The sequence below is a fragment of the Candidatus Pelagibacter sp. HIMB1611 genome (assembly GCF_052047715.1).
Classification (GTDB): Bacteria; Pseudomonadota; Alphaproteobacteria; order Pelagibacterales; family Pelagibacteraceae; genus Pelagibacter.
On sequence record NZ_JBNAJM010000001.1, the window covers coordinates 1,397,046 to 1,420,000 of the forward strand.

Consider the following 22,955-nt stretch of genomic DNA (forward strand, 5'->3'; position numbering starts at 1 on the left):
TGTGTTATTTATTTATAAAATGACAATATACTGTTATTAATTTAATTGAAACAATCAAAAAATCAGAGTTATCAACAATAAAAGCCTTGCACAAATAAAATTAGTTTTTCAATCATAACTTGTATCTATGAAATAAAATTTATAAAAACAATTCTAATTTATGAGCAATTTGGCAAAAAATTATAACAGAAAAAAAATTTCATTTAAGTATGGCAAAGGAAGCTATCTTTACTCCACTGATGGAAAAAAATATCTTGATTTTGTTATGGGTATTGCCGTTAATTCTTTAGGTCATGCTCATCCAAGTTTGGTAAAAACAATCAATAAACAATCTAAAAAACTTTGGCATGTATCAAATGCTTTTCAAATTCCTGAAGGAGAAAATCTAGCAAAAAAACTATGTAAAAAAACATTCGCTGATTATGTGATGTTTCAAAATAGTGGAGCAGAAGCTACTGAGGCAGCTATTAAAGTTGCTAGAAGATATTTTTTCACAATAGGTAAACCAAATAAAAATAGAATTCTTTGCATTAAAAATTCATTTCACGGAAGAACAATAGCTGCAATTTATGCGAGTGGATCCAAGAAAATGACAGAGGGATTTGGTCCTAAAGTAAAAGGATTTGATCACTTTACTTTTGGAGATCACAAATCATTAGAAAAGAAAATCACAAAAGATACTGCGGCTATAATGGTTGAAACTATAATGGGAGAAGGTGGAATTAAAGTTATTCCAGATTTCTGTTTAAGAGAACTTAGAAAATTATGTGATAAGAAAAAAATTCTTTTAATTCTAGATGAAGTTCAATGTGGAATAGGTAGATCAGGAGATTTTTTTGCATTTGAAAAATCTAAAGTGAAACCAGACTTAGTCCCAATAGCCAAAGGAATTGGAGGTGGATTTCCAATAGGAGCAGTTCTTATGAATAAAAAAGTAGCTTCAGGCATGGTACCTGGTACACACGGATCTACATTTGGAGGAAATCCACTAGCTATGTCAGTTGGAAATAAAGTAATGGATATAGTTTCAAATAAAAAGTTTCTAAATAATGTAAAAAAATTATCTAAATATTTCTTATTAAACTTAAACAAAATTAAGGAAAAGTATCCTAGCATTATTAAACAAATACGAGGAAGAGGTTTTTTAATTGGAATACAGTTACATGAAGATCAGACAAATTTTATTAAAAAATTAATGGAAAATAAATTATTAACTATTCGTGCTGCAGAAAACGTCGTTAGAGTTTTACCACCTCTTAATGTTAAAAAAAGTGAGCTTGATGAAGCTTTAAAAATTATAAATAAAGTTTGCAGCCAATTTAAATAGTTATGAAACATTTTGTAAATTTAAAAGATATTCCTAGTAAAGATTTAAGAAAAATAATTACTGATGCAAAAAAAAGAAAAAATTCTAGAAAAAAACTTAATACTCTAGAGACAGACAAAGGTGCTCCATTAAAAGGTAAAATTTTGATCCAAATGTTTGAAAAACCAAGCTTAAGAACAAGAATGAGCTTTTATTTAGCAATAAAACAGCTTGGAGGAGGTACTGTAACACTTAGATCCAATGAACTTCATTTAGGACAAGGTGGTGAAAGTATATCAGATACAGCGAAGGTTTTATCAACTTATGGTGATGGATTTATGTTGAGAACAGATAGCGATAAAAAAATTGAAGATTTTAAAAAATACTTATCTATCCCAGTGATTAATGGTTTGAGCCCGTCCTCTCATCCAACACAAGTGCTTTCCGATGTTTTTACAGTTGAGGAGATTACGAAAAAACCTATCTCTAAATTAAATATTTGTTGGATTGGTGATTCAAATAATGTTTTAGATAGTTTAATCGCTGCTTCTGTTAAATTTTCATTCAAGCTAAGTATTGGTTGTCCAAAAAATTTCGAGCCAGGAAAAGAAGTGAGAAATTGGGTAAAAAAAAATAAGAGAAAGATTTATATTTATAATGATCCAAAAAAAGCTGCTAGTGGAGCTGATGTAATTTTTTCTGATAAAGTTATTTCCTTAAATGATAAAGTAAATAAGAAAAAAAAAATACAAGCATTTAAAAAATTTAAAATTGATAAAAAATTAATGAGTTTTGCAAATAAGGATTGTATTTTTTTACATTGTCTGCCTAGAGGGAATGAAGTTTCTGAAGATATTTTCTTAGGAAAAAAATCTCATGTGTGGGTACAGGCTCTTAATAGAGTTCACGTTCAAAAAAGTATACTGTTGTATTGTTTTGGAAAATTAAGGTAGTGGGACAGGGCTATCTGAATTTTCATTTAGATACTTAATTACCGAAGCTCTATCTGCTTCTTTTCTTAACCCTGCATAAGCCATTTTTGTACCTTTAATATATTTTGCAGGTTTTTTTAGAAATCCATTTAGCTCTTCAAATGTCCATTCTTTTTCATAAGCAGCTAATGCTTTTGAATATTTATAATCTTCAACTGCTCCAACTTTTCTTCCAACAACATTATATAAAGCAGGACCTATAGCATTTTTTCCACCCTTAATTATTGAGTGACATGCTGCACATTTTTTAAATATTTTTTCTCCACTTGCTATATCTCCCATAGCCATTAATGCAGAAATGTCGACTTTTTCTTCTGCAGTAGTTGTTTTAGAAGATGATGCAGTAGACACTTGTTCAACTTCCACCGTGTAACCTGGAGTTTCTGGTTTTTCTACATGAAAAATTACATCAGATAATTTTCCTATACCAATAACAAGAAGTGCTACCATTAGAACTGCAGCTACAATTTTGTTAATTTCAAAAGAATCCATTTTTATAAATTTAATTTTGAACGTATAACATGATAAATTAAAATTTGACTAAAATTTAATGTACAAATTTGCCTCTATTTTAATTGGTGACTAATGAAAACTCTTATAATTATACCCTCTAGATTATCTGCAACTAGGCTTCCAGGAAAACCATTATTAAAAATCAATGATATTTCAATTATTTCACATGTATTCAATAAGGCAAAAGAAGCAAATATTGGAGAGGTAATTGTTGCTGCAGAGGATCAAGAGATTGTCAATGATGTTAAAAATAATGGAGGAAATGCTATTTTAACAAGTGATCAACATAAAACTGGTACAGACCGAATATATGAAGCTTATCAAAAACTCAACTTAGATAATATTGATTTTATAATGAACCTACAGGGTGACGAGCCAGCAATAAATATAGAGGATATTGTAAACCTAAACCAAATGATGATAGATCACAAAGCAAAAATAGGAACCCTTGCTGCTAAAATTGAGAATAAATTAGATTTAACAAACGAAAATATAGTTAAAGTTATTACTGAAAATAATTTAGAAGATGACCCGTTTTCTAAAGCAAAAATATTTTTAAGGAAATCTGAAGATACCTCAAATATTTATCATCATATTGGAATTTACTGTTATTCATCTGAAATTCTTAAAAACTTTGTTGAATTACCACAATCAAAAAATGAAATTGAAAATAAATTAGAACAACTTCGAGCTCTAGACAATAATATCAAAATAAATGTTGCTCTAGCAAGTAAAGCCCCGATAGGAGTTGATACAGAGGAAGATTATCTGGCCTTAAAAAAAATAATGGAATATAAGTCCTGATGGGTAAAATATATTTTCAAGGAACATTTGGAGCTTATTCTCATTTAGCAGCATTATCAATCGACCCTGATGCTGAAATTTTACCTTGTAAAACTTTTGATGATTGCTTTAACAAAGCTTCAGAAGAACCTGATTGTAGAATAATAATTCCAGAGTCTAATAGAATTACAGGAAATATAGGAATTGAATATTTAATCTTTAAACATAGGTTGAATATTTACCGAGAGCACTTTCAAAAAATCGAACATAATTTATTAGGTCAACAGGGAGCTAAGCTGTCTGATATAAAAGAAGTTTATTCTCATGCACAGGGTTTGTCGCAATGTTCAAATTTCATAAAAGAAAATAATATTGCTGAACATATAAGAGCAGATACAGCTGGATCAGCTGAAATGATTTCTAAAACAAAAGACAAAAAACAGGCAGCAATAGCATCATCTCTAAGTGCTGAAATTTATAATCTTGATGTAATTAAAAAAAATATAGAAAACGAGAGTGGAAATTTAACACGATTTCTTGTTATGGGGAAAAATATATCTCAACCTGAGTTTGGAAATAAAAAATATATAACTTCATTTTTATTTAAACTTAAAAGTAAACCTGCAGCTCTTTATCAATCGCTTGGAGGATTTGCTATCAATGGAGTAAATCTTACTAAGCTTCAAAGTTACCCTGAAAAAAATTCTTTCGACTCTTATTTTTTCTTATGTGATTTAGATGGACATATTGAAGATCCAAAAGTTCAAAAATCTCTTGAAGAGCTAGGCTTACATTGTGAGGATTTTCACGTCCTAGGTGTTTTTGAAGCCGATAGTTTGAGACAAAAAAAACAATAATCTTTTCTTGTAGATTAGAAATTTTAACTGCTATAATAGATCTGGAGGCTAGAGGTGGATGCTGCTTGAACCCGACCAGATCTTAACGGAAGCAGTCGTAGAGACAGTTATTCAGGTTCTAGTCTCCTTAAAAAATTTATGAATAACAATTCAAAAGTACTAGCTCTTAAATATAGACCTCAAATATTTGATGATCTTATTGGTCAAGAAGTTGTTGCTGAAACAATTATAAATTCAATAAAAGCTGACAAAGTACCTAATGCATATTTGTTTACTGGAATTAGAGGGATTGGAAAAACCACAACCGCAAGAATTGTAGCAAAAGCCTTGAATTGCTCAAATGGTATTGAAAAAATGTGCATTGATAATTTGTGTGAAAATTGTCATTCGATTGCAAACTCAAGTCACATTGATGTACTTGAAATGGATGCGGCCAGCAAGACAGGAGTTGATGATGTTAGAGATTTAATTGAGTTTTCTAGATACGGACCTACTTCAGCAAAGTACAAAATTTTTATAATCGATGAAGTTCATATGTTAAGTAAACAAGCTTTTAATGCTTTACTAAAAACATTGGAAGAACCACCTTCATATTTAAAATTTATATTTGCCACAACAGAAATAAAAAAGATTCCTATAACAGTCGTTTCAAGGTGTCAGCGTTTTGATCTTTCAAGGATTAAATCTTCTGAATTGTTAGATTTTATAAAAAAAATTAAAGATAAAGAAAACGGAAAAGTTACGGATGACGCTCTAAAATTAATTGTAAAAATATCAGAGGGCTCAGTAAGAGATGCATTATCTCTGTTAGATAGAGCGTTATTGAGTTTAGATAAAGATAAAGAAATAGATTTAAATTCTGCTCAAAAGATTTTTGGTTATTTTGATAAATCACAATTAATTGATTTATTTGAATTGATATTAAGAGGAGAAGAAGAAAAGGTAATAAAAATTTATAGAAAAATATACGATCAGGGAGTTGAACCAAAAATATTTTTAAATGATTTTTTAGAACTGTTGTATTACTTTAAAAATATAAATTCTTTAACTTTAGAAAGTACAAATTTTTCTCTCAATGATGAAGAATTTAACAAAATAAAAAATATTTCTAATCAAATCCAACCAGATGTATTAATTTTATTTTGGCAATTTTCTATCAAGTCGTTAGAGGAATTAGATATTGTATCAAATCAACATTTATCAATTGAGATGTTTTTGATTAGATTAATGCACTTAAGTTCTGTAAAACAAGTCAAACAAATAGATACAAAACCTACAGAAGAAAATTCAACTAGCAAAATTGAAATAAAAAAAGAGACTAAAATTATTGACCAAATAAAAAATATTTCTCAAGAAGAAAAAAAGAATCCTGAAATACAAACTGAAGTTAAAGCAGAAATTAAAACTCAAATTAATTCTTTTGATGAATTAATTGCTACTTGCACAAGTAAAAGAGAATTAAAACTTAAATTTGAATTAGAGAAAAATGTCAATTTGGTTAAATTTGAAAAAAATAGGATTGAGATTTCATTTAATGATAGCCTTGATAAAGATTTTGTAAAAGATCTTTCTACAAAGCTTTTTGAATGGACAAAAGAAAGATGGATTATCACACTTAGTAAATCAAAAGGAGATCTTTCAATTAGAGAAAAGAAAGAAAATAAAAAAAAAATATTAATTGAAAAAGCTAAACAAACTGAAATTTATATAAACTTTATGGAAAATTTTCCTGATGCAGAACTGGTAGATGTTAAATCGATAATTAAGGAGGATAAAAATAATGACTGATTTTAATAAAATATTAGACAAAGCAAAAGAACTTGAAGCAAAAATGAAAGAGAGTCAGCAAAAAATTAAGGAGATTAGAGTAGAGGGTATTTCTGGCTCAAATTCAGCAAAAATCGTCTTGGATGGAGAAGGTGAAATGCAATCAATTAAACTATCAGATGAAATAATGAAAGAAGACAAATCAATAATAGAAGATTTAATTGTAGCTGCACATAATAACGCCAAATCACAATTAAAGTCGAAAACATCAGAAGAGATATCAAAAGCTACAGGTGGATTTGGAATACCTGGTTTTAAGTGGCCACTATAGTAGATGCAAAATATTAACGAGATTGAGGAATTAATAAAATTAATTTCAAAGCTTCCAGGTTTAGGGCCAAAATCTGCCAAAAGGATTGTTTTAAAACTCATTAATAACCGCGATGAATTAGTAAAACCAATGGCAAATACATTGGCTCAAGTTTATAAAAATGTAACTAGATGTAATTCTTGTGGTTCACTTAAATCAATTTCAACTGGATGTATAAATTGTGAAAATACAAGAAATAAATATTCAAAGATTTGTGTTGTAGAAGATATTGCTGACCAATGGTCGATTGAAAATTCAAATATTTATCAAGGGTATTTTCATATTCTGGGAGGCACTATTTCATCAGTAGGTCAAAGAAAAGAAGATTTACTTGTAAACTCGTTGGTTGAGAGAGTTAATCGAGATAAAATTGAAGAAGTTATATTAGCCACAAGTGCAACTGTTGAAGGTCAAACTACTGCTTACTACATTCAAGATAGCCTGAAAAATTCTAATGTAAAAATTACAAAACTTGCACAGGGGTTACCTGTAGGTGGTGAAATTGAAAGTTTAGATGACGGGACTTTATTTTCTGCTTTTAAAAATCGGTCTAATTTAGTTTCTAATTCAGATTAGACTTTTTAGTAAGTCTATTTAAATGCAGTAAAGGTTCAGTATAACCAGATGGTTGTTCTTTTCCTTTAAACACCAAATCACAAGCGGTTTGAAATGCAATTGAATTTTCAAAGTTATCACTCATTTTTACATAATTAGAGTCATTTTTATTTTGATCATCTACAATTTTAGCCATGTCTTTAAGAATTTCTACAACTTGAATTTTTGTTGTAATTCCGTGATGTATCCAATTTGCAATATGTTGAGATGAAATTCTAAGTGTGGCTCTATCTTCCATCAAACCCACATTATTTATATCTGGTACTTTGGAGCATCCAACTCCTTGATCAATCCATCTCACAACATAACCTAATAAAGTTTGAGCTGAGTTAGAAATTTCTTTATTAATTTCATCTACAGACCAATTTGGTCTATCAGCAGTAGGTATTGTTAAAAGATCATCAAGCTTTGCCTGTTCTCTATTTTTAATTTTTTGTTGTTCATCAAAAATATTTATTTCATGATAATGTAGTGAATGCAAAGCTGCAGCAGTTGGAGATGGAACCCATGCACAATTCGCACCTGCTTTTAAATGTCCTGTTTTTTGCTCCATCATATCTTTCATTTTATCAGGCATTGCCCACATTCCTTTTCCAATTTGAGCTTTTCCAGAAAATCCACATTTTAAACCAATATCAACATTGTTGTTTTCATAGGCTGTAATCCATTTTGAAGTTTTCATGTCACCTTTTTTAATCATTGGACCAGCTTCCATAGAGGTGTGCATTTCATCACCAGTTCTGTCTAGAAAACCTGTATTTATAAAGAAAACTCTATTTTTTAACGATCTAATGCACTCTTTTAAATTAGCTGAGGTTCTTCTTTCCTCGTCCATTATTCCAATCTTGCAGGTATATTTTGGCAAACCTAAAACTTCTTCAACTTTTGAGAAAAGCAAATCAGTAAATGCAGTTTCATCTGGTCCATGCATTTTTGGTTTCACGATATAAATAGAACCAGTTCTTGAATTAGTTTTTTTCTTAATATCATGAAGGGCTGCAGCAGTAGTAATGAATGCATCCATTATTCCTTCTGGAACTTCACTACCATCTTTTAAAATTATTGATGGATTAGTCATTAAGTGACCAACATTTCTAACTAGCAGTAAACTTCTTCCATGAAGCTTTAAACCTTTTCCATCTTTTGAAATATAGCTTCTATTAGGATTAAGTTTTCTTTCAAATAATTTTCCTTCTTTTTCAAATTTTGATTTTAGATCACCTTTCATTAGACCTAGCCAATTTCTGTAACAAATAATTTTATCTTCTGCATCTACAGCAGCTACACTATCTTCGTTATCGCATATAGTTGAGACCGCAGATTCTAAAATTATGTCACTAATACCAGCATGATCTTGTTGAGCCGCAAAAGCTCTTGAATCTTTTAAAATTTCTATATGTAAATTGTTATTTTTTAAAATTATTGCAGACGGGTTGTCAGCTTCACCCCTATGACCAATAAACTTATTCTCATCTACCAAATCATAAATATCAGCACCTTTTAAAGCTTTAAATTTTCCATACTTAACCGCAAAACTTGTAATTTTTTGCCAACTCAATCCTGCTAATGGAAAATATTTATCTAAAAAATCTCTTCCATATTTTATTACCATCTCACCTCTTAACGGATCGTATCTTTCAGATACGCTATCTTCTGATTGTTCAATTACATCTGTTCCATACAGACTATCGTATAAGCTCATCCATCTAGCATTAGCTGCATTTAATGCGTATCTCGCATTCATGACTGGTACAACAAGTTGAGGCCCAGCAATACTTGTTATTTCCTCATCAACATTTTGAGTTGATATTTCAAAATCGTCACCTTCTTCTTTCAAATAACCAATTTCTGTTAGAAATTTTTTATATTCTGACAAATTAAATTCATTTCCCTTATTTTTTATATGCCAATTGTCTATTTGTTTTTGTAAGTCCTCTCTAAATTTTATTAATTCTTTATTTTTAGGTGCTAATTCATTGACTGTTTTCTCGAACCCTGACCAAAAATTATCAACAGATAGATCTGTTTCTTTTAATAGCTCGTCGCTAATAAATTGAGAAAGTTTTTCAGATACTTTTAAAGTATTTATATTTATATATTTTTCTTGCATATCACCTAAATTACCCCATCTGTATTTTTGCCTGAGAGTTTTGCTCCTTCGGCGGAATTAATTCTCTTTCCAGAGTGTTATGCAACTATCGGTCCTTTTTACCTGAGAGTTTCCGGGGTGGTTGCTCCTTCGGTGCTAAATCTATTAGTCTCTCCCGATGCCAAAATATGTATCTTCTTCTAGAAAAGAGTCAATTAATAACAATTACACTCTAAATTAAATATCATTTTATTGCCTTTTTTATGAATTAACCATCCGCTATAACCATATTATGAAAAATTATCTTAATTTTGAAACTGAGATTAAAGATTTAGAGACAGAATTGGAAAAATTAAAAGATCCCTATAATCAAGAGGGATTGTCAGAAGTGGATACGCAAAAAATTTCAAAAACACAAGTTGAGTTAGATCAAAAATTAAACGATATATATTCAAACTTAGATCCATGGCAAACCACCATGGTTGCAAGACATGAAGACAGACCAAAGTCTAAATTTTTCATAGATAATTTATTCGAAGATTTTATTTCTCTATCTGGAGACCGTTATTATGGTGAAGATAAATCTGTGCTTACAGGTTTTGCAAAATTCAATGGTTATTCAGTTTTGGTTATCGGCCAAGAAAAGGGTGAAGATTTAGACAGTAGAATTGAAAGAAATTTTGGGATGATGCGACCTGAGGGTTACAGAAAAACTATTCGATTAATGAATTTAGCAAATAAATTTAATATTCCAATTATCTCATTCATAGACACGCCAGGTGCTTATCCTGGTGTTGGTGCAGAGGAAAGAGGTCAAGCTGAGGCAATAGCAAAATCAATTGAATGTTGTATGGAACTTAAGGTACCAACCATCGCAATAGTTATAGGTGAGGGTGGCTCAGGTGGTGCGATTGCATTAGCATCTTCTAACAAAGTTATTATGTTAGAAAATGCTATTTATTCAGTTATATCTCCTGAAGGCTGTGCAACTATATTATGGAGAGATCCAAAAAAAATGCTTGATGCAGCAAAAGCAATGAAGCTTTCCGCAAAAGATTTATTAAAATTAAAAGTTATTGATGAAATAATCCCAGAACCTTTAGGTGGCGCTCACAGGGATAGAGACCTGATGCTAGACAATGTTAGAAAATCTATTTCTAAAAATTTAGATCAATATAAAGAAATGACGTCAGAAGATATAATGAATGAAAGAAAAAATAAATTTTTAAAAATTGGAAGAAATGATGGTTTTATGAACAATGTAGAAGATTTAAGCAATTTGACCATTAAGAAAAATAATTTTGATAATATTTTCAAATCAAAAAAATTATTATTTGGTATTGGTGTAGGTTTATTATTTTTAGCTTCCTTATTTTTTCTTTTTTGAGAATTACAAAGCTCCATGGCAATGTTTAAATTTCTTTCCTGATCCACAGAAGCAAGGTTCATTTCTTCCCATTTTTTTGGTTTGTGGTTTTGGATTTACTCTTTCCTCATTCGAAGATCTTTCTTCTGTTATAACTTTTAAATTCATTAAAATTGTAACGTAGTCCAATTTTAGTTTTTCTAATAAATTTGAAAATAAATCAAATGCTTCTTTTTTATATTCAACTAAAGGATCTCTTTGACCGTAAGATCTTAATCCAATTACTTGTCTAAGTTGTTCTAAATATTGTATATGTGATTTCCAATTCAAATCTATTGTTTGCAAAAATATTCTTTTTTCAATTTCTTTTGCATGCTGCTCGTTTAGAACTTTAATTCTTTCATTACGTGTCTCATTGAATTTTGAGGATATTTGCTCTTTCAGTTCATTATCTTTTGCAGAAATCAAACTTTCAAGTTCAGTATCATTAAAACTTTTCCCAACAATTTGCCTAACTTTATTGTTAAATTCATTACTTTTTGGATTAGATAGATTTTGAATTTTTAATTTTATCAAGTCTTCTGATATTTCTTTTAAAAATGCGTCGGAATAATCAAAAATATTTTCACTATTCATTGCGTTTTTTCTTTGAGAAAACACAACATGTCTTTGGTCATTCAAAACATTATCAAATTTGATAAGTGTTTTTCTGATATCAAAATTTCTGGCTTCAACTTTTTGCTGAGCTCTTTCTAATGCTTTGTTGATCCAAGGGTGATCAATACTTTCACCATCTTTTAAACCAAGTTTTTCAAGCATATTATTCATAGACTCTGAGCCAAAAATTCTCATCAAATCATCTTCTAAACTTACATAAAATACAGAACTACCTTCATCTCCTTGTCGTCCAGCTCTTCCTCTAGCTTGATTGTCCACTCTCCTAGACTCCATTCTTTCTGTACCTATTACAAATAAGCCACCTAGAGATTTAATTTTTTCTTTATCTATTTTTAACTGATCATCAGGAATTGATCCTTTTTTTCCACCAAGCTGGATGTCAACACCTCTACCAGAAATACTGGTTGTAATTATCAAAGATTTTTCTTTTCCAGCATTTGCAATAATTTCAGCTTCATTTTCATGGTTCTTTGCATTTAAAACCACGTGTTTAATGTTTTTTTCATTTAATAATTTAGAGTAAACTTCAGATTTGTTGATACTAGATGTGAAAACCAAAATTGGTTGACCAATTTCATGTTTTTCAATGATGTTATTAATTATTGCATCATTTTTTTCTTTTTCAGTTCTAAAGATCAAATCGTTATAGTCCTTTCGGATCATTTCTTTATTTGTTGGTATTACAACTACTGAAAGATTATATATTTCAAAAAATTCCTCAGACTCTGTGACAGCAGTACCTGTGCAACCGGATATTTTCTTATATAATTTAAAATAATTTTGATAGGTAATAGATGCTAAAGTTTGATTTTCATTTTGTATCTGAATTTTTTCTTTAGCCTCAAGAGCTTGATGAAGTCCATCTCCAAATCTTCTTCCTTCTAAAATTCTACCAGTCAACTCGTCTATGATTTTAAGAACTCCGTCTTTTACTATGTAGTCTTTTCCTTTTTCAAATAAATGATTTGCACGAAGTGCTTGATTTACGTGGTGAACTAAATGAAGATTTTCTGGGTCATAAAAATTATCATTTTTTAATATACCTGCATTAGAAAAAAGCTTTTCAACATTATTAATACCCTCGTTTGTTAAAAGTATATTTTTTTCTTTCTCATCTATTTCAAAATCTTTGTTATTTAAAATTTTTACTAATTTATCTATTGCCAGGTATTGAGCAGTTTTATCTTCTGCAGCTCCAGAAATTACAAGTGGAGTTCTTGCTTCGTCAATTAAACAGGAATCTATTTCATCTACAATTGAAAATGCATGAGATCTTTGAACCATCTCTTTTTGAGAAAACTTCATGTTATCTCTTAGATAGTCAAATCCTAATTCACTGTTGGTTGCATAGGTAATGTCACAATTGTAGTTTTTCTTTCTTTCTACATCATCTTGGTCATTATTTATAAAGCCAGAAGTAAGACCTAGAAAATTATATATGAGACCCATTTCAATCGAATCTCTTTTTGCTAAGTAATCATTAACTGTTACTATATGAACTCCATTTTCAGAAAGTGCATTTAAATAAGCCGCTAAAGCAATAGTGAGTGTTTTTCCTTCACCTGTTCTCATTTCAGCAATTTTACCTTCGTGAAGAACTACCCCTCCAATAAGTTGAACATCAAAGTGTCTTTCTTGTCTTGTTCTTTTTGCAGCTTCTCTTACTAGTGCAAATGCTTCAGGTAAAATTTCGTCTAAACTTTTCCCATTTTTTAATTGATTTTTAAATTCAACTGTTTTTTCTGGAAAGTCTGTATCACTTAATTTTATGAATTGTTTCTCGTGTGAATTTATTTTTTCTACAATTTTTCCAATTCTATCTAGTTCTTTTTGATTACTAGATTTGATAAATTTTGTAATTAGGTTAAGCGGGTTAAACATGACTATTTGATTTATTCTTTAAATATATTGTTTAATATATGTATTAAACAATTATTTTAAATATCATGGGTATTAATTTAACAAATTTTTTAAACTCAAAATCAAAAAATACCAAAATGATGGATTTCCAGGACCTTGATCATATAGATGGCTTATCTATCTCAGCTCTATGTGCAGATTTATATAAAACTAAAAGAGATGATTTAGTAATGTTTTACTTTAGAGACGGTGCAAATCATGCCTCTGTCTATACACAGTCAAAAATTATCTCAGAAAACATTAAATGGAATATAAATCAAAAATCAAAAAAAATTTATTCTCTCATTGTAAATACTAGAAATGCAAACGCTTTTACAGGTAAACAAGGTTACGAAAGTCTCGCAAAAATTGCTGATTTAACTTCTGAGCAATTATCAAAAAAACAAGTTGAAGATGAAGATTATCCAAAGAAAATTACTTCAAAGGAAATTATTTTTGGATGCACAGGTACAATAGGTGAAACCTTTCCATGCGAAAAGATAGTAGATCAAATTCCAAACTTGATTAAAAAAATCAACTATACACAAAACAAATTTCTTTGGATGAAAGCAGCCTTAGGAATAATGACTACTGACACAAAACCAAAACTTGCGATGGAAAAATGTAAAATTGGAGATAAAGAGGTAAAAATTTATGGTGTTGCCAAAGGCTCGGGGATGATATTTCCAAATATGGGAACCACTTTGGCATACATATTTACAGATGCTAACTTATCGAATGATATTTTAAGTAAATTATTAAAAAAAAATATTACAAATACATTTAATGCTATCTCGTGTGACGGAGACACTAGCACAAATGATATGGTTAGTATTTTTGCTACGAATAAAGCACACAATTTAAATATTAAAAGTATTAATGATATAAAACTAAAAAAATTCGATAAAGCATTAAACAATGTTTTGTTAAATTTAGCCAAAAGAGTAGTTTCTGATGGAGAAGGAGCATCAAAATTTGTCACTATAAATATTAATAAAAGCAAAAGTGAACAAGATGCAAAGACAATTGCTTTTTCAATAGCAAATTCAGCTTTGGTGAAAACAGCTATTGCGGGTGAAGATCCAAACTGGGGACGAATAGTGATGGCGATAGGAAAAGCAGGACCAAAAATAAATTTAAATAAATTAGGTTTGAAATTTGGAAATTATCAAATAATTCAGGATGGAAAATTATACAAGAACTACGATGAAAAATTAGTAGCAGAATATATGAAAGATGAAAATATAGATATCACTGTAGATTTGTTTACTGGTGCTAAAAACTTTACTGCTTTTACTATGGATTTTACAAAAAATTATATTGAGATTAATGCTGATTATAGAAGTTGAACATATTGAAATATAAATTTTGATAATTAATTCTATACTATGATAAAATACAAACTTTTGTGTAACGACTGTGAATTAAAGTTTGATAGTTGGTTCTCTACTTCATCAGAATATGAAAAATTAAAAAAGAAAAAACTTTTAATCTGTCACAACTGTAATTCTGAAAAAGTTGAAAAAACATTAATGGCTCCTCAGCTAATAAGTAGAAAAGCTAAAAATGAAGAAAAATTTGATACTCAGAAGTATAAAAAAATTAAAAAAACAATTAAAAATTATCAAAAGTTTATAAAAGATAATTTTAAGTACGTTGGGGATAATTTTGTATATGAAGCTAGATCTATTCATTACAATAGTAAGAAACCTATAAAAGGGATATATGGTAAAGCCTCTCAGAAAGACGTTAAAGAGCTCAAAGAAGAGGGCATAGATACACAATTAATTCCTTGGGTTGATGAAAAAGAAAATTAGTTTTTCTTAAATTCAGCAATATAATTTACTGATAAATCTTTTGAAACATTCCATTCATCCTTTAGAATGTTAAAATTCATTCCATCAATTTTTTTGAGATTTAGATTGTTCTTGATTAGAATGCTTTTTAAATCCTCAGGCTTAACAAACTTTTCCCACTCATGGGTGCCAATAGGAAGCCATCTCAAAACATATTCTGCCCCAACAATTGCAAATATATAAGATTTTAAGGTTTTATTTATAGTTGCAACAAACATTAATCCATTTTTTTTTAAAAGATTAGCACATGATTTTAAAAAAAAATCAACATCCTCAACATGTTCAACAATCTCCATGTTCAAAATTACATCAAATTTTTTTGTAGTTTTTAGTTTTTCAGGCGATGAACATATATAGTTTATTTTAAGATTGTTTTTTTTTGCATGTAGGTTTGCTATGGCAATATTTTTATTTGAAGCATCGATTGCTGTAACATTAGCTCCTAATCTACACATGGGCTCAGATAACAATCCACCTCCACATCCGATATCAAGGACATTTATTCCAGAAAGAGGATATTTTTTATTTTTAAGTTGAAATTCCTTAACTATATTTTCTTTAATATATTTTATTCTTATAGGATTAAATTTATGAAGAGGTTTAAATTTTCCTTCTGGATCCCACCATTCGGCCGCCATATTTGAAAATTTTTCTATTTCTTTTTTATTAATACTGTTCATAATATATAATTAGTTGACATAACAATTAAGATGTACTTTATCAATTTATAATTAAATTATATTAATTCAACTGATCATGAAAACTGTTGTACTAAAATTTGGCGGAACTTCTGTTGGTAGTATCGATAGGATAAAAAAAGTATGCAAAATTATAGCTGCTTATAAAAAGAAAAAAAATAGAGTTTTGGTGATTTCATCTGCAATGAGTGGAGTAACCAATGAGCTCGTAAAAAAATCGAAACAAATTAGTAATAATTTTAGCAGATCTGAATATGATGCACTTGTATCCACTGGAGAACAAGTTTCATGTGCTTTAATTGCTGGAAGACTTACTCATGATGGTTTTAAGTCTAGGTCATGGGTTTCTTGGCAATTGCCAATAATTACTGATGGACCTTATTCTGGAGCAAGAATAAATAAGATAATTACAAAAGAATTAAATAATTATGTGAAACAAGGTGGAATCCCAATTGTTACTGGTTTTCAAGGAATTAATAATGAAAATAGAATTACCACAATAGGAAGAAGTGGTTCTGATGCAACTGCAATAATGTTAGCAAAATTTATTAAAGCTGATGAATGTATTATTTATACAGATGTCGATGGTGTTTATACTACTGATCCAAGACAACATAAAAAAGCAAAGAAAATTAAAAAAATATTTTATGACGAAATGTTGGAAATGGCATCATTAGGATCAAAAGTGATGCAACCAACATCGGTTCAAGATGCAAAGCTAAATAATATTGATATTAAAGTTAAGTCTTCATTTGTTAGTAAACCAGGTACATTAATAACAGGCTCTAAAAAAGCGTTTAGCGATCAAATAATTACCGGGATATCTTCAACTAAAAATGATGCTAAGATCACAATTGTAGGAGTTAAAGATAGACCTGGTGTTGCTGCTTCAGTTTTTAGACCATTATCAAGAAATTTAATTAACGTTGATATGGTTGTTCAAAATATTTCTCAAAATGGAAAAGATACTGACTTAACTTTTACAATTAAATCTGATGATCTGAAAAAAACTGAGAAATTAATTAAGCAAAATAAATCGATATCTTATAAAAAACTTTCTTTTGATAAAAATCTTTCCAAAGTTTCTATAATTGGAGTTGGGATGATTACTACACCTGGAATTACTTACAGGATGTTTCAAGCTTTAGCTTCAAAACAAATAAATATTTTAGTTATATCAACATCTGAAATTAAAATTTCGGTATTAGTTTCATCAAAAAATGTAAAAAAAGCAATAGCCGCTCTTCATAAAGAATTTAAACTAGATTAAACTTATGAATGTAAGACCATTTAGAAATATAAATCGAAAAAAAACTAAAGTAATTAACGTTGGTGGTATTAAAGTTGGTGGCGACAATCCAATATCAGTTCAATCAATGACTAATACTTTGACCACAGATATTTCAGCTACTATAGAACAAATAAATAAAATTCATGAAGAGGGTGCTGACTTAGTTAGAGTTTCCTGTCCAGATGAAGATTCCTCAAAAGCCTTAAAAGAAATTACAAAAAATGTTCAAATACCTGTAATTGCAGATATTCATTTTCATTATAAAAGAGCCATAGAGGCTGCAGAAAATGGAGCGAAGTGTTTAAGAATAAATCCTGGAAATATTGGTGATAAAAATAAAATCCATGAGGTCTTAAGTGCAGCAAAAAATAACGATTGTTCAATTCGGATAGGAGTTAATGCTGGTTCTCTTGAAAAAGATATTTTAGAAAAGTATAAGGAGCCATGCCCTGAAGCATTAGTAGAAAGCGCAAAAAGAAACATTAAAGTATTAGAGGATCAAGATTTTTTTAATTTCAAGATAAGTGTTAAGTCCTCTGATGTATTTTTGTCGATTGCAGCCTATAGACAGCTTTCGGATGCTACTGATTATCCTCTTCATCTTGGAATAACTGAGGCTGGAAGTTTTGTGTCAGGAAGTGTTAAGTCTTCAATAGGACTAGGTTCATTGCTGTTAGACGGAATAGGTGACACTTTAAGAGTTTCTTTGTCAGATGATCCTGTTAAAGAGGTTAAGATTGGAAATGAAATCCTTAAATCTTTAGGATTACGAAACAGAGGAGTTAAAATAATTTCTTGCCCATCTTGTGCAAGGCAAGCGTTTCAAGTAATTGATACAGTTAAAATTTTAGAGGAAAAATTATCTCACATAAAAACTCCAATTACCCTATCTATAATTGGCTGCGTTGTGAACGGACCTGGTGAGGCTGCTTTAACTGATATTGGAATAACTGGAGGTGGAAAAGGTAACAACATGCTTTATTTATCTGGGGTACAAAGTGAAAAAGTATTAACTAATGATATAGTTAATAAAGTCGTAGCAGAAGTTGAAAAAAAGGCCTCTGAATTAGAAAATTTACAATGATACCAACAAAGACTATTGAAGAATTAATTATAAAACATTCTACACTAGAAAAAGATCTATCATCAGGAAGTTTAGATAATAAAGTATTTGCTGAAAAATCAAAAGAATATTCGGATGTTAATGAAATAATTTTAAATGCTAAAAAATATTTATCTTTCGAAAATGAAAAACAAGAATTAGAGAAAATATTAGAGGACAACTCATCAGATAAAGAATTAAAAAATATGGCTGAGTTAGAACTTGTTGATTTGAAATCTCAACATGAGATCAATGAAAAAAAATTAAAATTATTTCTACTGCCAAAAGATGAAGCAGATAAAAAAAATGCAATAATAGAAATAAGGGCTGGAACTGGTGGACTAGAAGCAAGTTTATTTGCTTCAGATCTTTTCAAAATGTATGAAAAAGTAAGTCATAAAAAAAAGTGGTCATTAGAACTTATTTCTATTTCAAGAAGTGATGCTGGGGGTTTAAAAGAGGTAATTGCATCTATTAAAGGTACAAATATATATTCTACATTAAAATATGAGAGTGGTGTGCATAGAGTTCAAAGAGTTCCAGATACCGAAACACAAGGAAGAGTGCATACATCCGCAGCCACAGTTGCTGTTTTACCCGAAGCTGAAGAAGTAGATTTAAAAATAAACGACTCTGACTTAAGAATTGACGTTTTTCGAGCAGGTGGTCCAGGTGGACAATCAGTTAACACAACTGATAGCGCTGTTAGAATAACTCATATACCCACTGGTTTATCAGTTTCTCAACAAGATGAAAAATCACAGCACAAAAATAAAGCAAAAGGAATGAAAATCTTAAGAGCAAGATTATATGAACTTGAAAGATCAAGAATTGATCAAGAAAGATCACAAGATAGAAAAACTAAAATTGGTACTGGAGATAGATCAGAAAGAATTAGAACTTATAATTTTCCACAAGGTAGAGTTACAGATCACAGAATAAATTTAACTTTGCACAAATTAGAAGAATTTCTTGAAGGTGAAGCTTTTGATGAAATGATAGAGTCACTTACACTGCAAGCACAAGAAGAAAGTTTAAGTAATTTAAAATAAATGAATATTCAATCAGCAATAACTCAAGGTGCTCAAATTTTAAAAGATAAATTTTTTTTAAATCCCTATTTGGATTCAGAAATTTTAATGTCAAAAGCAATTAATAAGGATAAAAAATACTTAATACTTAATTCTCAAGAAAAAATAGAAGAAATAAATTTAAATTTGTTTCAAAAACTAATTAATGAAAGGTCCAAAGGTAAGCCGGTATCGCATTTGACAAATAAAAAGTTATTTTGGAATTCAGAATTTTTTGTAACAGAGGATACTTTAATACCTCGTCCTGATACCGAGCTAATTGTAGAAAATATTTTAAATTTAACAAAAAATAAAAGTAAACTTAGTATTTTAGATATTGGCATAGGATCAGGATGTATACTTTTGTCTATTTTAAAAGAGAGAAAAAATTTTTATGGAACGGGAATAGATATAAGCAAAAATTGTTTAAAAATAGCAAATATGAATGCAACTAGTTTAAAAGTACATAATAGACTTAAATTATATAAATCTAATGTTGACAAATTTAGTTTGGGCAAATATGATTTGGTAGTTTCTAATCCTCCTTATATTAAAAAGCATATTATAAAATATTTGGATAAAGGAGTTGCTAGGTTTGAGCCAAAAATAGCACTAGATGGTGGATTAGATGGTTTATCAGAAATCAGAAAAGTTATTAAAAAATCATCTGAGCTGATTAAAAAAAATGGTAAATTTATTTTAGAGATTGGTTTTGATCAAAAAAATAAAGTAATTAAATTATTAAATAAAGAGGGTTTTTATATAAATAGTGCTCTAAAAGATCTTGCTTATAATGATCGATGCATAATTTGCACAAAAATATAATTATTTAAATCATGGTAACATTTAGGAATAACAATAATAACAACAATAGAAGAAATAATTTTAGAAGAAATGACAGAAATTTTAAATCTAATGGTGACAGGCAGAAATTTAGTTCAAATTTTTCTAATGGTGATAATTTCAAAAGAAAGTCTCCAGGCAGAAATAATCACAATGCACCAAAATTAATCGAAAAGTACAATGATTTAGCTAGAGAAGCTTTGTCAAATGGTGATAAAATTCTTTCTGAAAATTATCTTCAGCATGCTGATCATTTTACAAGAATACTTAATGAAAGAGAAAGCTTCAAAAAAGAGAGAAATTTAGAGGAGAAATCTGATGAAAATGAAAAAGAAACAAATAAGCCATCAGAAAATATTGATGTTTCTGAAAAAAATTTAAAAGATAATTCTAACTTAGATATTCAAACTGAAACTCCAGCAGAGGCTAATTAATTCAAACCTATAATTTTTTCTGATTTAAGAACATCCAGTTTGATTTTATTAGTTTCAAATAATTTTCTCTCTTTACCTTTTAATATTTTACCTGAAGGAAGTTTTAGTTTTTGAGAATTAACTTTTTTTCCATTTACAATTACTTCGTAATGTAAATGAGGTCCAGTAGACTTACCTGTTGAACCAACGTAGCCAATTGTTTGACCTTGTTTTACCCTTACTCCTGCTTTAATACCACGAGCAAACTTTGACATGTGAGCATATACTGTTTGATAGGTTGAGTTATGTTTTATTTTTACACAGTTTCCACCTCCACCACACCATCCCGCCTTTTTTACAATACCATCACCAGATGCCATAATAGGTGTTCCTGTTGGTGCTGCAAAATCAGTACCTCTATGCATTTTATTATATCCATCTATAGGATGTTTTCTCATACCAAAAGAAGATGAAAGTCTTGCTCCATTAATTGGAGTTTTCATTAGAGCTTTTTTAACACTTTTACCATTTTTATCATAATGTCCTTCACTTCCTTCTTTATCAAAATAATAAAGTCCATTATCTTGACCACTTAATTTTAAATTAGCGAAAAGAATATCTCCTGTCTCAATGATTTCATTTTTATCATTAAGAAAAATTTCATACATTATTTGAAACTTGTCTTGTTTTCTTATATCTCGTTGAAAATCTACTTGAAAACCATATATTCCAGCAAATTCAATTATTATACTTGCTGGTATTTCTTCGTCTGTTGCAGCCTTATAAAGACTTTGTAAAATTAAGTTTTCTTTGTAAACTATTTTCTTATTCAATTTAATTGAAATAATTTTATCGTTAAAAGCATTACTAGAATTATTTCTTACTAAAAATATTTTTTGTTTATTTGATATTTGAAAAGTAAATTCATTAATTTGATTACTAGTTTTATCTAAGCTGAACTCAATAATTTGTTTGGTATTTAATTTATTAAGATTAACTTTTTTTTTTAAAGCTTTTTTTATATCTAATATTTCTTTTTTTGGTATTAGATAAGTCTCTAAAATTTTATCAAATGTTTCACCAGATTTTATTTTATGTTTTATTTTTTTGTATTTTGGTTCAAGGTTATCAACTATGTGTGTGAGTGTTTTTTTGAAATAAATATTATCAATAAGATTACTATAGATCTCTAAATTATCTTTTTTTGTTGAATTAAAATAACTAGTGGAGATAGCTGTAAAAAGAATCAATAAGACTAAGCCTAAAATTTCAAAGTTTTTTTTAATCTTACTTAATAGACTTTTTAACATTTTATATTTAAGAGAACTCAATTATTAGTTTAGAGCGCGGTAAAAATCAAAAAAAAGCCCTTAAAATGCGGTGTTTTTATTTAAAATTTTATTCTTAAATGCTTGATTTCCATTATTTTTAGCCTATAAGCACGTAACTTTCTCAATAAAATTATTGTTAATACAATAAATTAGTGAGGATTATTGAGCCTTTTTTGCTCAATTAGCTATTTTAAAAGTTAAAATTTAAGAAGAGAAGTGTGGACGGTTAAGGTTACCAAAAATTTGTCGTACACACTTCAATCACATATAAATTTTATTCTTAGAATTTATATGGAAGCTAGTGTGCGCCGTTTTTAAACTTGAGAGTTTGATCATGGCTCAGAACGTACGCTGGCGGCACGCCTAACACATGCAAGTCGAACGAAGTAGCAATACTTAGTGGCAGACGGGTGAGTAACATGTAGGTATCTACCCTTTGGCCTGGAATAACACGAGGAAACTTGTGCTAATACCGGATAAGTCTTTACGGAGAAAGCTTTATGCACCATTGGATGAGCCTGCACTTGATTAGTTTGTTGGTGGGGTAATGGCCTACCAAGACTGTGATCAATAGCTGATTTGAGAGGATGATCAGCCACATTGGGACTGAGACACGGCCCAAACTCCTACGGGAGGCAGCAGTGGGGAATCTTGCACAATGGAGGAAACTCTGATGCAGCGATGCCGCGTGAGTGAAGAAGGCCCTTGGGTTGTAAAGCTCTTTCGTCGGGGAAGAAAATGACTGTACCCGAATAAGAAGGTCCGGCTAACTTCGTGCCAGCAGCCGCGGTAATACGAAGGGACCTAGCGTAGTTCGGAATTACTGGGCTTAAAGAGTTCGTAGGTGGTTGAAAAAGTTAGTGGTGAAATCCCAGAGCTTAACTCTGGAACTGCCATTAAAACTTTTCAGCTAGAGTATGATAGAGGAAAGCAGAATTTCTAGTGTAGAGGTGAAATTCGTAGATATTAGAAAGAATACCAATTGCGAAGGCAGCTTTCTGGATCATTACTGACACTGAGGAACGAAAGCATGGGTAGCGAAGAGGATTAGATACCCTCGTAGTCCATGCCGTAAACGATGTGTGTTAGACGTTGGAAATTTATTTTCAGTGTCGC

20 protein-coding genes, 1 rRNA gene and 1 riboswitch (1 of these 22 only partly in view) are annotated in these 22,955 nt (G+C 29.7%); of the genes, 16 read left to right on the plus strand and 5 right to left on the minus strand.

Features of this window, described 5'->3' with window-relative positions:
• Positions 1-160: 160 nt before the first annotated feature.
• Positions 161-1,327 carry an aspartate aminotransferase family protein gene (locus ACTTAS_RS07540; protein WP_440678941.1) on the plus strand — a complete coding sequence of 389 codons (1,167 nt, stop codon included), beginning with the start codon at positions 161-163 and terminating at the stop codon, positions 1,325-1,327.
• A 2-nt stretch (positions 1,328-1,329) separates the two neighbouring features.
• The gene (gene argF / locus ACTTAS_RS07545) at positions 1,330-2,259 is read left to right on the plus strand and encodes an ornithine carbamoyltransferase (protein ID WP_440678942.1); all 930 of its coding nucleotides are present in this window, start codon (positions 1,330-1,332) and stop codon (positions 2,257-2,259) included.
• On the opposite strand, the gene ACTTAS_RS07550 is transcribed toward argF, so the two are convergent.
• Positions 2,251-2,790, minus strand: coding sequence for a c-type cytochrome (locus ACTTAS_RS07550; protein ID WP_440678943.1), 540 nt, complete (start codon positions 2,788-2,790; stop codon positions 2,251-2,253). The genes argF and ACTTAS_RS07550 overlap by 9 nt on opposite strands.
• Positions 2,791-2,883: 93 nt before the next feature.
• Between ACTTAS_RS07550 and kdsB the strand changes: the two genes are divergently transcribed.
• From kdsB to recR, 5 genes are all read left to right on the plus strand, one after another.
• A complete protein-coding gene (kdsB, locus tag ACTTAS_RS07555) occupies positions 2,884-3,615 on the plus strand; it encodes a 3-deoxy-manno-octulosonate cytidylyltransferase (RefSeq protein WP_440678944.1) in 732 nt (243 codons plus the stop codon).
• The gene (locus tag ACTTAS_RS07560) at positions 3,615-4,451 is read left to right on the plus strand and encodes a prephenate dehydratase domain-containing protein (protein WP_440635214.1); all 837 of its coding nucleotides are present in this window, start codon (positions 3,615-3,617) and stop codon (positions 4,449-4,451) included. The genes kdsB and ACTTAS_RS07560 overlap by 1 nt, the downstream gene beginning before the upstream one ends.
• Before the next feature lie 138 nt (positions 4,452-4,589).
• The gene (gene dnaX, locus ACTTAS_RS07565) at positions 4,590-6,239 is read left to right on the plus strand and encodes a DNA polymerase III subunit gamma/tau (protein WP_440678945.1); all 1,650 of its coding nucleotides are present in this window, start codon (positions 4,590-4,592) and stop codon (positions 6,237-6,239) included.
• Positions 6,232-6,549, plus strand: a complete 318-nt coding sequence (locus tag ACTTAS_RS07570; protein WP_440653501.1) for a YbaB/EbfC family nucleoid-associated protein — start codon at positions 6,232-6,234, stop codon at positions 6,547-6,549. Before dnaX ends, ACTTAS_RS07570 begins: the two co-directional genes overlap by 8 nt.
• A gap of 3 nt (positions 6,550-6,552) precedes the next feature.
• Positions 6,553-7,164, plus strand: coding sequence for a recombination mediator RecR (gene recR / locus ACTTAS_RS07575; RefSeq protein WP_262590179.1), 612 nt, complete (start codon positions 6,553-6,555; stop codon positions 7,162-7,164).
• Here the strand turns inward: recR and ACTTAS_RS07580 are convergent.
• Complete coding sequence (locus tag ACTTAS_RS07580) at positions 7,151-9,313, minus strand: malate synthase G (RefSeq protein ID WP_440678946.1); 2,163 nt, start codon at positions 9,311-9,313, stop codon at positions 7,151-7,153. The genes recR and ACTTAS_RS07580 overlap by 14 nt on opposite strands.
• 79 nt (positions 9,314-9,392) lie before the next feature.
• Positions 9,393-9,480: riboswitch (glycine riboswitch) on the minus strand.
• Between the two features lie 104 nt (positions 9,481-9,584).
• On the opposite strand from ACTTAS_RS07580, the gene ACTTAS_RS07585 reads away from it, so the two are divergent.
• Positions 9,585-10,679: an acetyl-CoA carboxylase carboxyltransferase subunit alpha gene (locus ACTTAS_RS07585; RefSeq protein ID WP_440678947.1), complete on the plus strand. Its 1,095-nt coding sequence runs from the start codon at positions 9,585-9,587 to the stop codon at positions 10,677-10,679.
• A 3-nt stretch (positions 10,680-10,682) separates the two neighbouring features.
• On the opposite strand, the gene secA is transcribed toward ACTTAS_RS07585, so the two are convergent.
• Positions 10,683-13,217: a preprotein translocase subunit SecA gene (gene secA, locus ACTTAS_RS07590; RefSeq protein ID WP_440678948.1), complete on the minus strand. Its 2,535-nt coding sequence runs from the start codon at positions 13,215-13,217 to the stop codon at positions 10,683-10,685.
• Between the two features lie 65 nt (positions 13,218-13,282).
• On the opposite strand from secA, the gene argJ reads away from it, so the two are divergent.
• The gene (argJ, locus tag ACTTAS_RS07595) at positions 13,283-14,584 is read left to right on the plus strand and encodes a bifunctional glutamate N-acetyltransferase/amino-acid acetyltransferase ArgJ (protein ID WP_440678949.1); all 1,302 of its coding nucleotides are present in this window, start codon (positions 13,283-13,285) and stop codon (positions 14,582-14,584) included.
• Between the two features lie 39 nt (positions 14,585-14,623).
• Positions 14,624-15,052: a DUF1178 family protein gene (locus tag ACTTAS_RS07600; protein WP_440678950.1), complete on the plus strand. Its 429-nt coding sequence runs from the start codon at positions 14,624-14,626 to the stop codon at positions 15,050-15,052.
• Here the strand turns inward: ACTTAS_RS07600 and ubiG are convergent.
• The gene (ubiG, locus tag ACTTAS_RS07605; protein WP_440678951.1) at positions 15,049-15,771 is read right to left on the minus strand and encodes a bifunctional 2-polyprenyl-6-hydroxyphenol methylase/3-demethylubiquinol 3-O-methyltransferase UbiG; all 723 of its coding nucleotides are present in this window, start codon (positions 15,769-15,771) and stop codon (positions 15,049-15,051) included. The two genes, ACTTAS_RS07600 and ubiG, sit on opposite strands and share 4 nt — an antisense overlap.
• A gap of 76 nt (positions 15,772-15,847) precedes the next feature.
• On the opposite strand from ubiG, the gene ACTTAS_RS07610 reads away from it, so the two are divergent.
• From ACTTAS_RS07610 to ACTTAS_RS07630, 5 genes are read left to right on the plus strand one after another with little or no spacing between them, the layout of a single operon-like run.
• Positions 15,848-17,059, plus strand: a complete 1,212-nt coding sequence (locus tag ACTTAS_RS07610; protein WP_075505992.1) for an aspartate kinase — start codon at positions 15,848-15,850, stop codon at positions 17,057-17,059.
• A gap of 4 nt (positions 17,060-17,063) precedes the next feature.
• Positions 17,064-18,164, plus strand: a complete 1,101-nt coding sequence (ispG, locus tag ACTTAS_RS07615; protein ID WP_440678952.1) for a flavodoxin-dependent (E)-4-hydroxy-3-methylbut-2-enyl-diphosphate synthase — start codon at positions 17,064-17,066, stop codon at positions 18,162-18,164.
• Positions 18,161-19,234 (plus strand): peptide chain release factor 1, encoded by a 1,074-nt coding sequence (gene prfA / locus ACTTAS_RS07620; protein WP_440675446.1) that lies wholly within the window; start codon positions 18,161-18,163, stop codon positions 19,232-19,234. The genes ispG and prfA overlap by 4 nt, the downstream gene beginning before the upstream one ends.
• Positions 19,235-20,077, plus strand: coding sequence for a peptide chain release factor N(5)-glutamine methyltransferase (prmC, locus tag ACTTAS_RS07625; RefSeq protein ID WP_440678953.1), 843 nt, complete (start codon positions 19,235-19,237; stop codon positions 20,075-20,077).
• A gap of 11 nt (positions 20,078-20,088) precedes the next feature.
• Positions 20,089-20,529 (plus strand): DUF4167 domain-containing protein, encoded by a 441-nt coding sequence (locus ACTTAS_RS07630; protein ID WP_440678954.1) that lies wholly within the window; start codon positions 20,089-20,091, stop codon positions 20,527-20,529.
• Here the strand turns inward: ACTTAS_RS07630 and ACTTAS_RS07635 are convergent.
• Positions 20,526-21,818 carry a peptidoglycan DD-metalloendopeptidase family protein gene (locus tag ACTTAS_RS07635; protein ID WP_440678955.1) on the minus strand — a complete coding sequence of 431 codons (1,293 nt, stop codon included), beginning with the start codon at positions 21,816-21,818 and terminating at the stop codon, positions 20,526-20,528. The two genes, ACTTAS_RS07630 and ACTTAS_RS07635, sit on opposite strands and share 4 nt — an antisense overlap.
• 337 nt (positions 21,819-22,155) lie before the next feature.
• Between ACTTAS_RS07635 and ACTTAS_RS07640 the strand changes: the two genes are divergently transcribed.
• Positions 22,156-22,955: ribosomal RNA gene (locus ACTTAS_RS07640) — 16S ribosomal RNA — on the plus strand; it runs 675 nt beyond the window's last position.

What these genes read in the sequence shown, in the direction of transcription:
- ACTTAS_RS07585 (WP_440678947.1), top strand. Translation starts at nt 9,585, where the DNA reads ATGAAAAATTATCTTAATTTTGAAACTGAGATTAAAGATTTAGAGACA.
- ACTTAS_RS07600 (WP_440678950.1), top strand. Translation starts at nt 14,624, where the DNA reads ATGATAAAATACAAACTTTTGTGTAACGACTGTGAATTAAAGTTTGAT.
- ACTTAS_RS07635 (WP_440678955.1), bottom strand. Translation starts at nt 21,818, where the DNA reads ATGTTAAAAAGTCTATTAAGTAAGATTAAAAAAAACTTTGAAATTTTA.
- prfA (WP_440675446.1), top strand. Translation starts at nt 18,161, where the DNA reads ATGATACCAACAAAGACTATTGAAGAATTAATTATAAAACATTCTACA.
- ispG (WP_440678952.1), top strand. Translation starts at nt 17,064, where the DNA reads ATGAATGTAAGACCATTTAGAAATATAAATCGAAAAAAAACTAAAGTA.
- recR (WP_262590179.1), top strand. Translation starts at nt 6,553, where the DNA reads ATGCAAAATATTAACGAGATTGAGGAATTAATAAAATTAATTTCAAAG.
- prmC (WP_440678953.1), top strand. Translation starts at nt 19,235, where the DNA reads ATGAATATTCAATCAGCAATAACTCAAGGTGCTCAAATTTTAAAAGAT.
- ACTTAS_RS07560 (WP_440635214.1), top strand. Translation starts at nt 3,615, where the DNA reads ATGGGTAAAATATATTTTCAAGGAACATTTGGAGCTTATTCTCATTTA.
- kdsB (WP_440678944.1), top strand. Translation starts at nt 2,884, where the DNA reads ATGAAAACTCTTATAATTATACCCTCTAGATTATCTGCAACTAGGCTT.
- ACTTAS_RS07610 (WP_075505992.1), top strand. Translation starts at nt 15,848, where the DNA reads ATGAAAACTGTTGTACTAAAATTTGGCGGAACTTCTGTTGGTAGTATC.
- argF (WP_440678942.1), top strand. Translation starts at nt 1,330, where the DNA reads ATGAAACATTTTGTAAATTTAAAAGATATTCCTAGTAAAGATTTAAGA.
- ACTTAS_RS07550 (WP_440678943.1), bottom strand. Translation starts at nt 2,790, where the DNA reads ATGGATTCTTTTGAAATTAACAAAATTGTAGCTGCAGTTCTAATGGTA.
- ACTTAS_RS07580 (WP_440678946.1), bottom strand. Translation starts at nt 9,313, where the DNA reads ATGCAAGAAAAATATATAAATATAAATACTTTAAAAGTATCTGAAAAA.
- argJ (WP_440678949.1), top strand. Translation starts at nt 13,283, where the DNA reads ATGGGTATTAATTTAACAAATTTTTTAAACTCAAAATCAAAAAATACC.
- ACTTAS_RS07570 (WP_440653501.1), top strand. Translation starts at nt 6,232, where the DNA reads ATGACTGATTTTAATAAAATATTAGACAAAGCAAAAGAACTTGAAGCA.
- ubiG (WP_440678951.1), bottom strand. Translation starts at nt 15,771, where the DNA reads ATGAACAGTATTAATAAAAAAGAAATAGAAAAATTTTCAAATATGGCG.
- dnaX (WP_440678945.1), top strand. Translation starts at nt 4,590, where the DNA reads ATGAATAACAATTCAAAAGTACTAGCTCTTAAATATAGACCTCAAATA.
- ACTTAS_RS07540 (WP_440678941.1), top strand. Translation starts at nt 161, where the DNA reads ATGAGCAATTTGGCAAAAAATTATAACAGAAAAAAAATTTCATTTAAG.
- secA (WP_440678948.1), bottom strand. Translation starts at nt 13,217, where the DNA reads ATGTTTAACCCGCTTAACCTAATTACAAAATTTATCAAATCTAGTAAT.
- ACTTAS_RS07630 (WP_440678954.1), top strand. Translation starts at nt 20,089, where the DNA reads ATGGTAACATTTAGGAATAACAATAATAACAACAATAGAAGAAATAAT.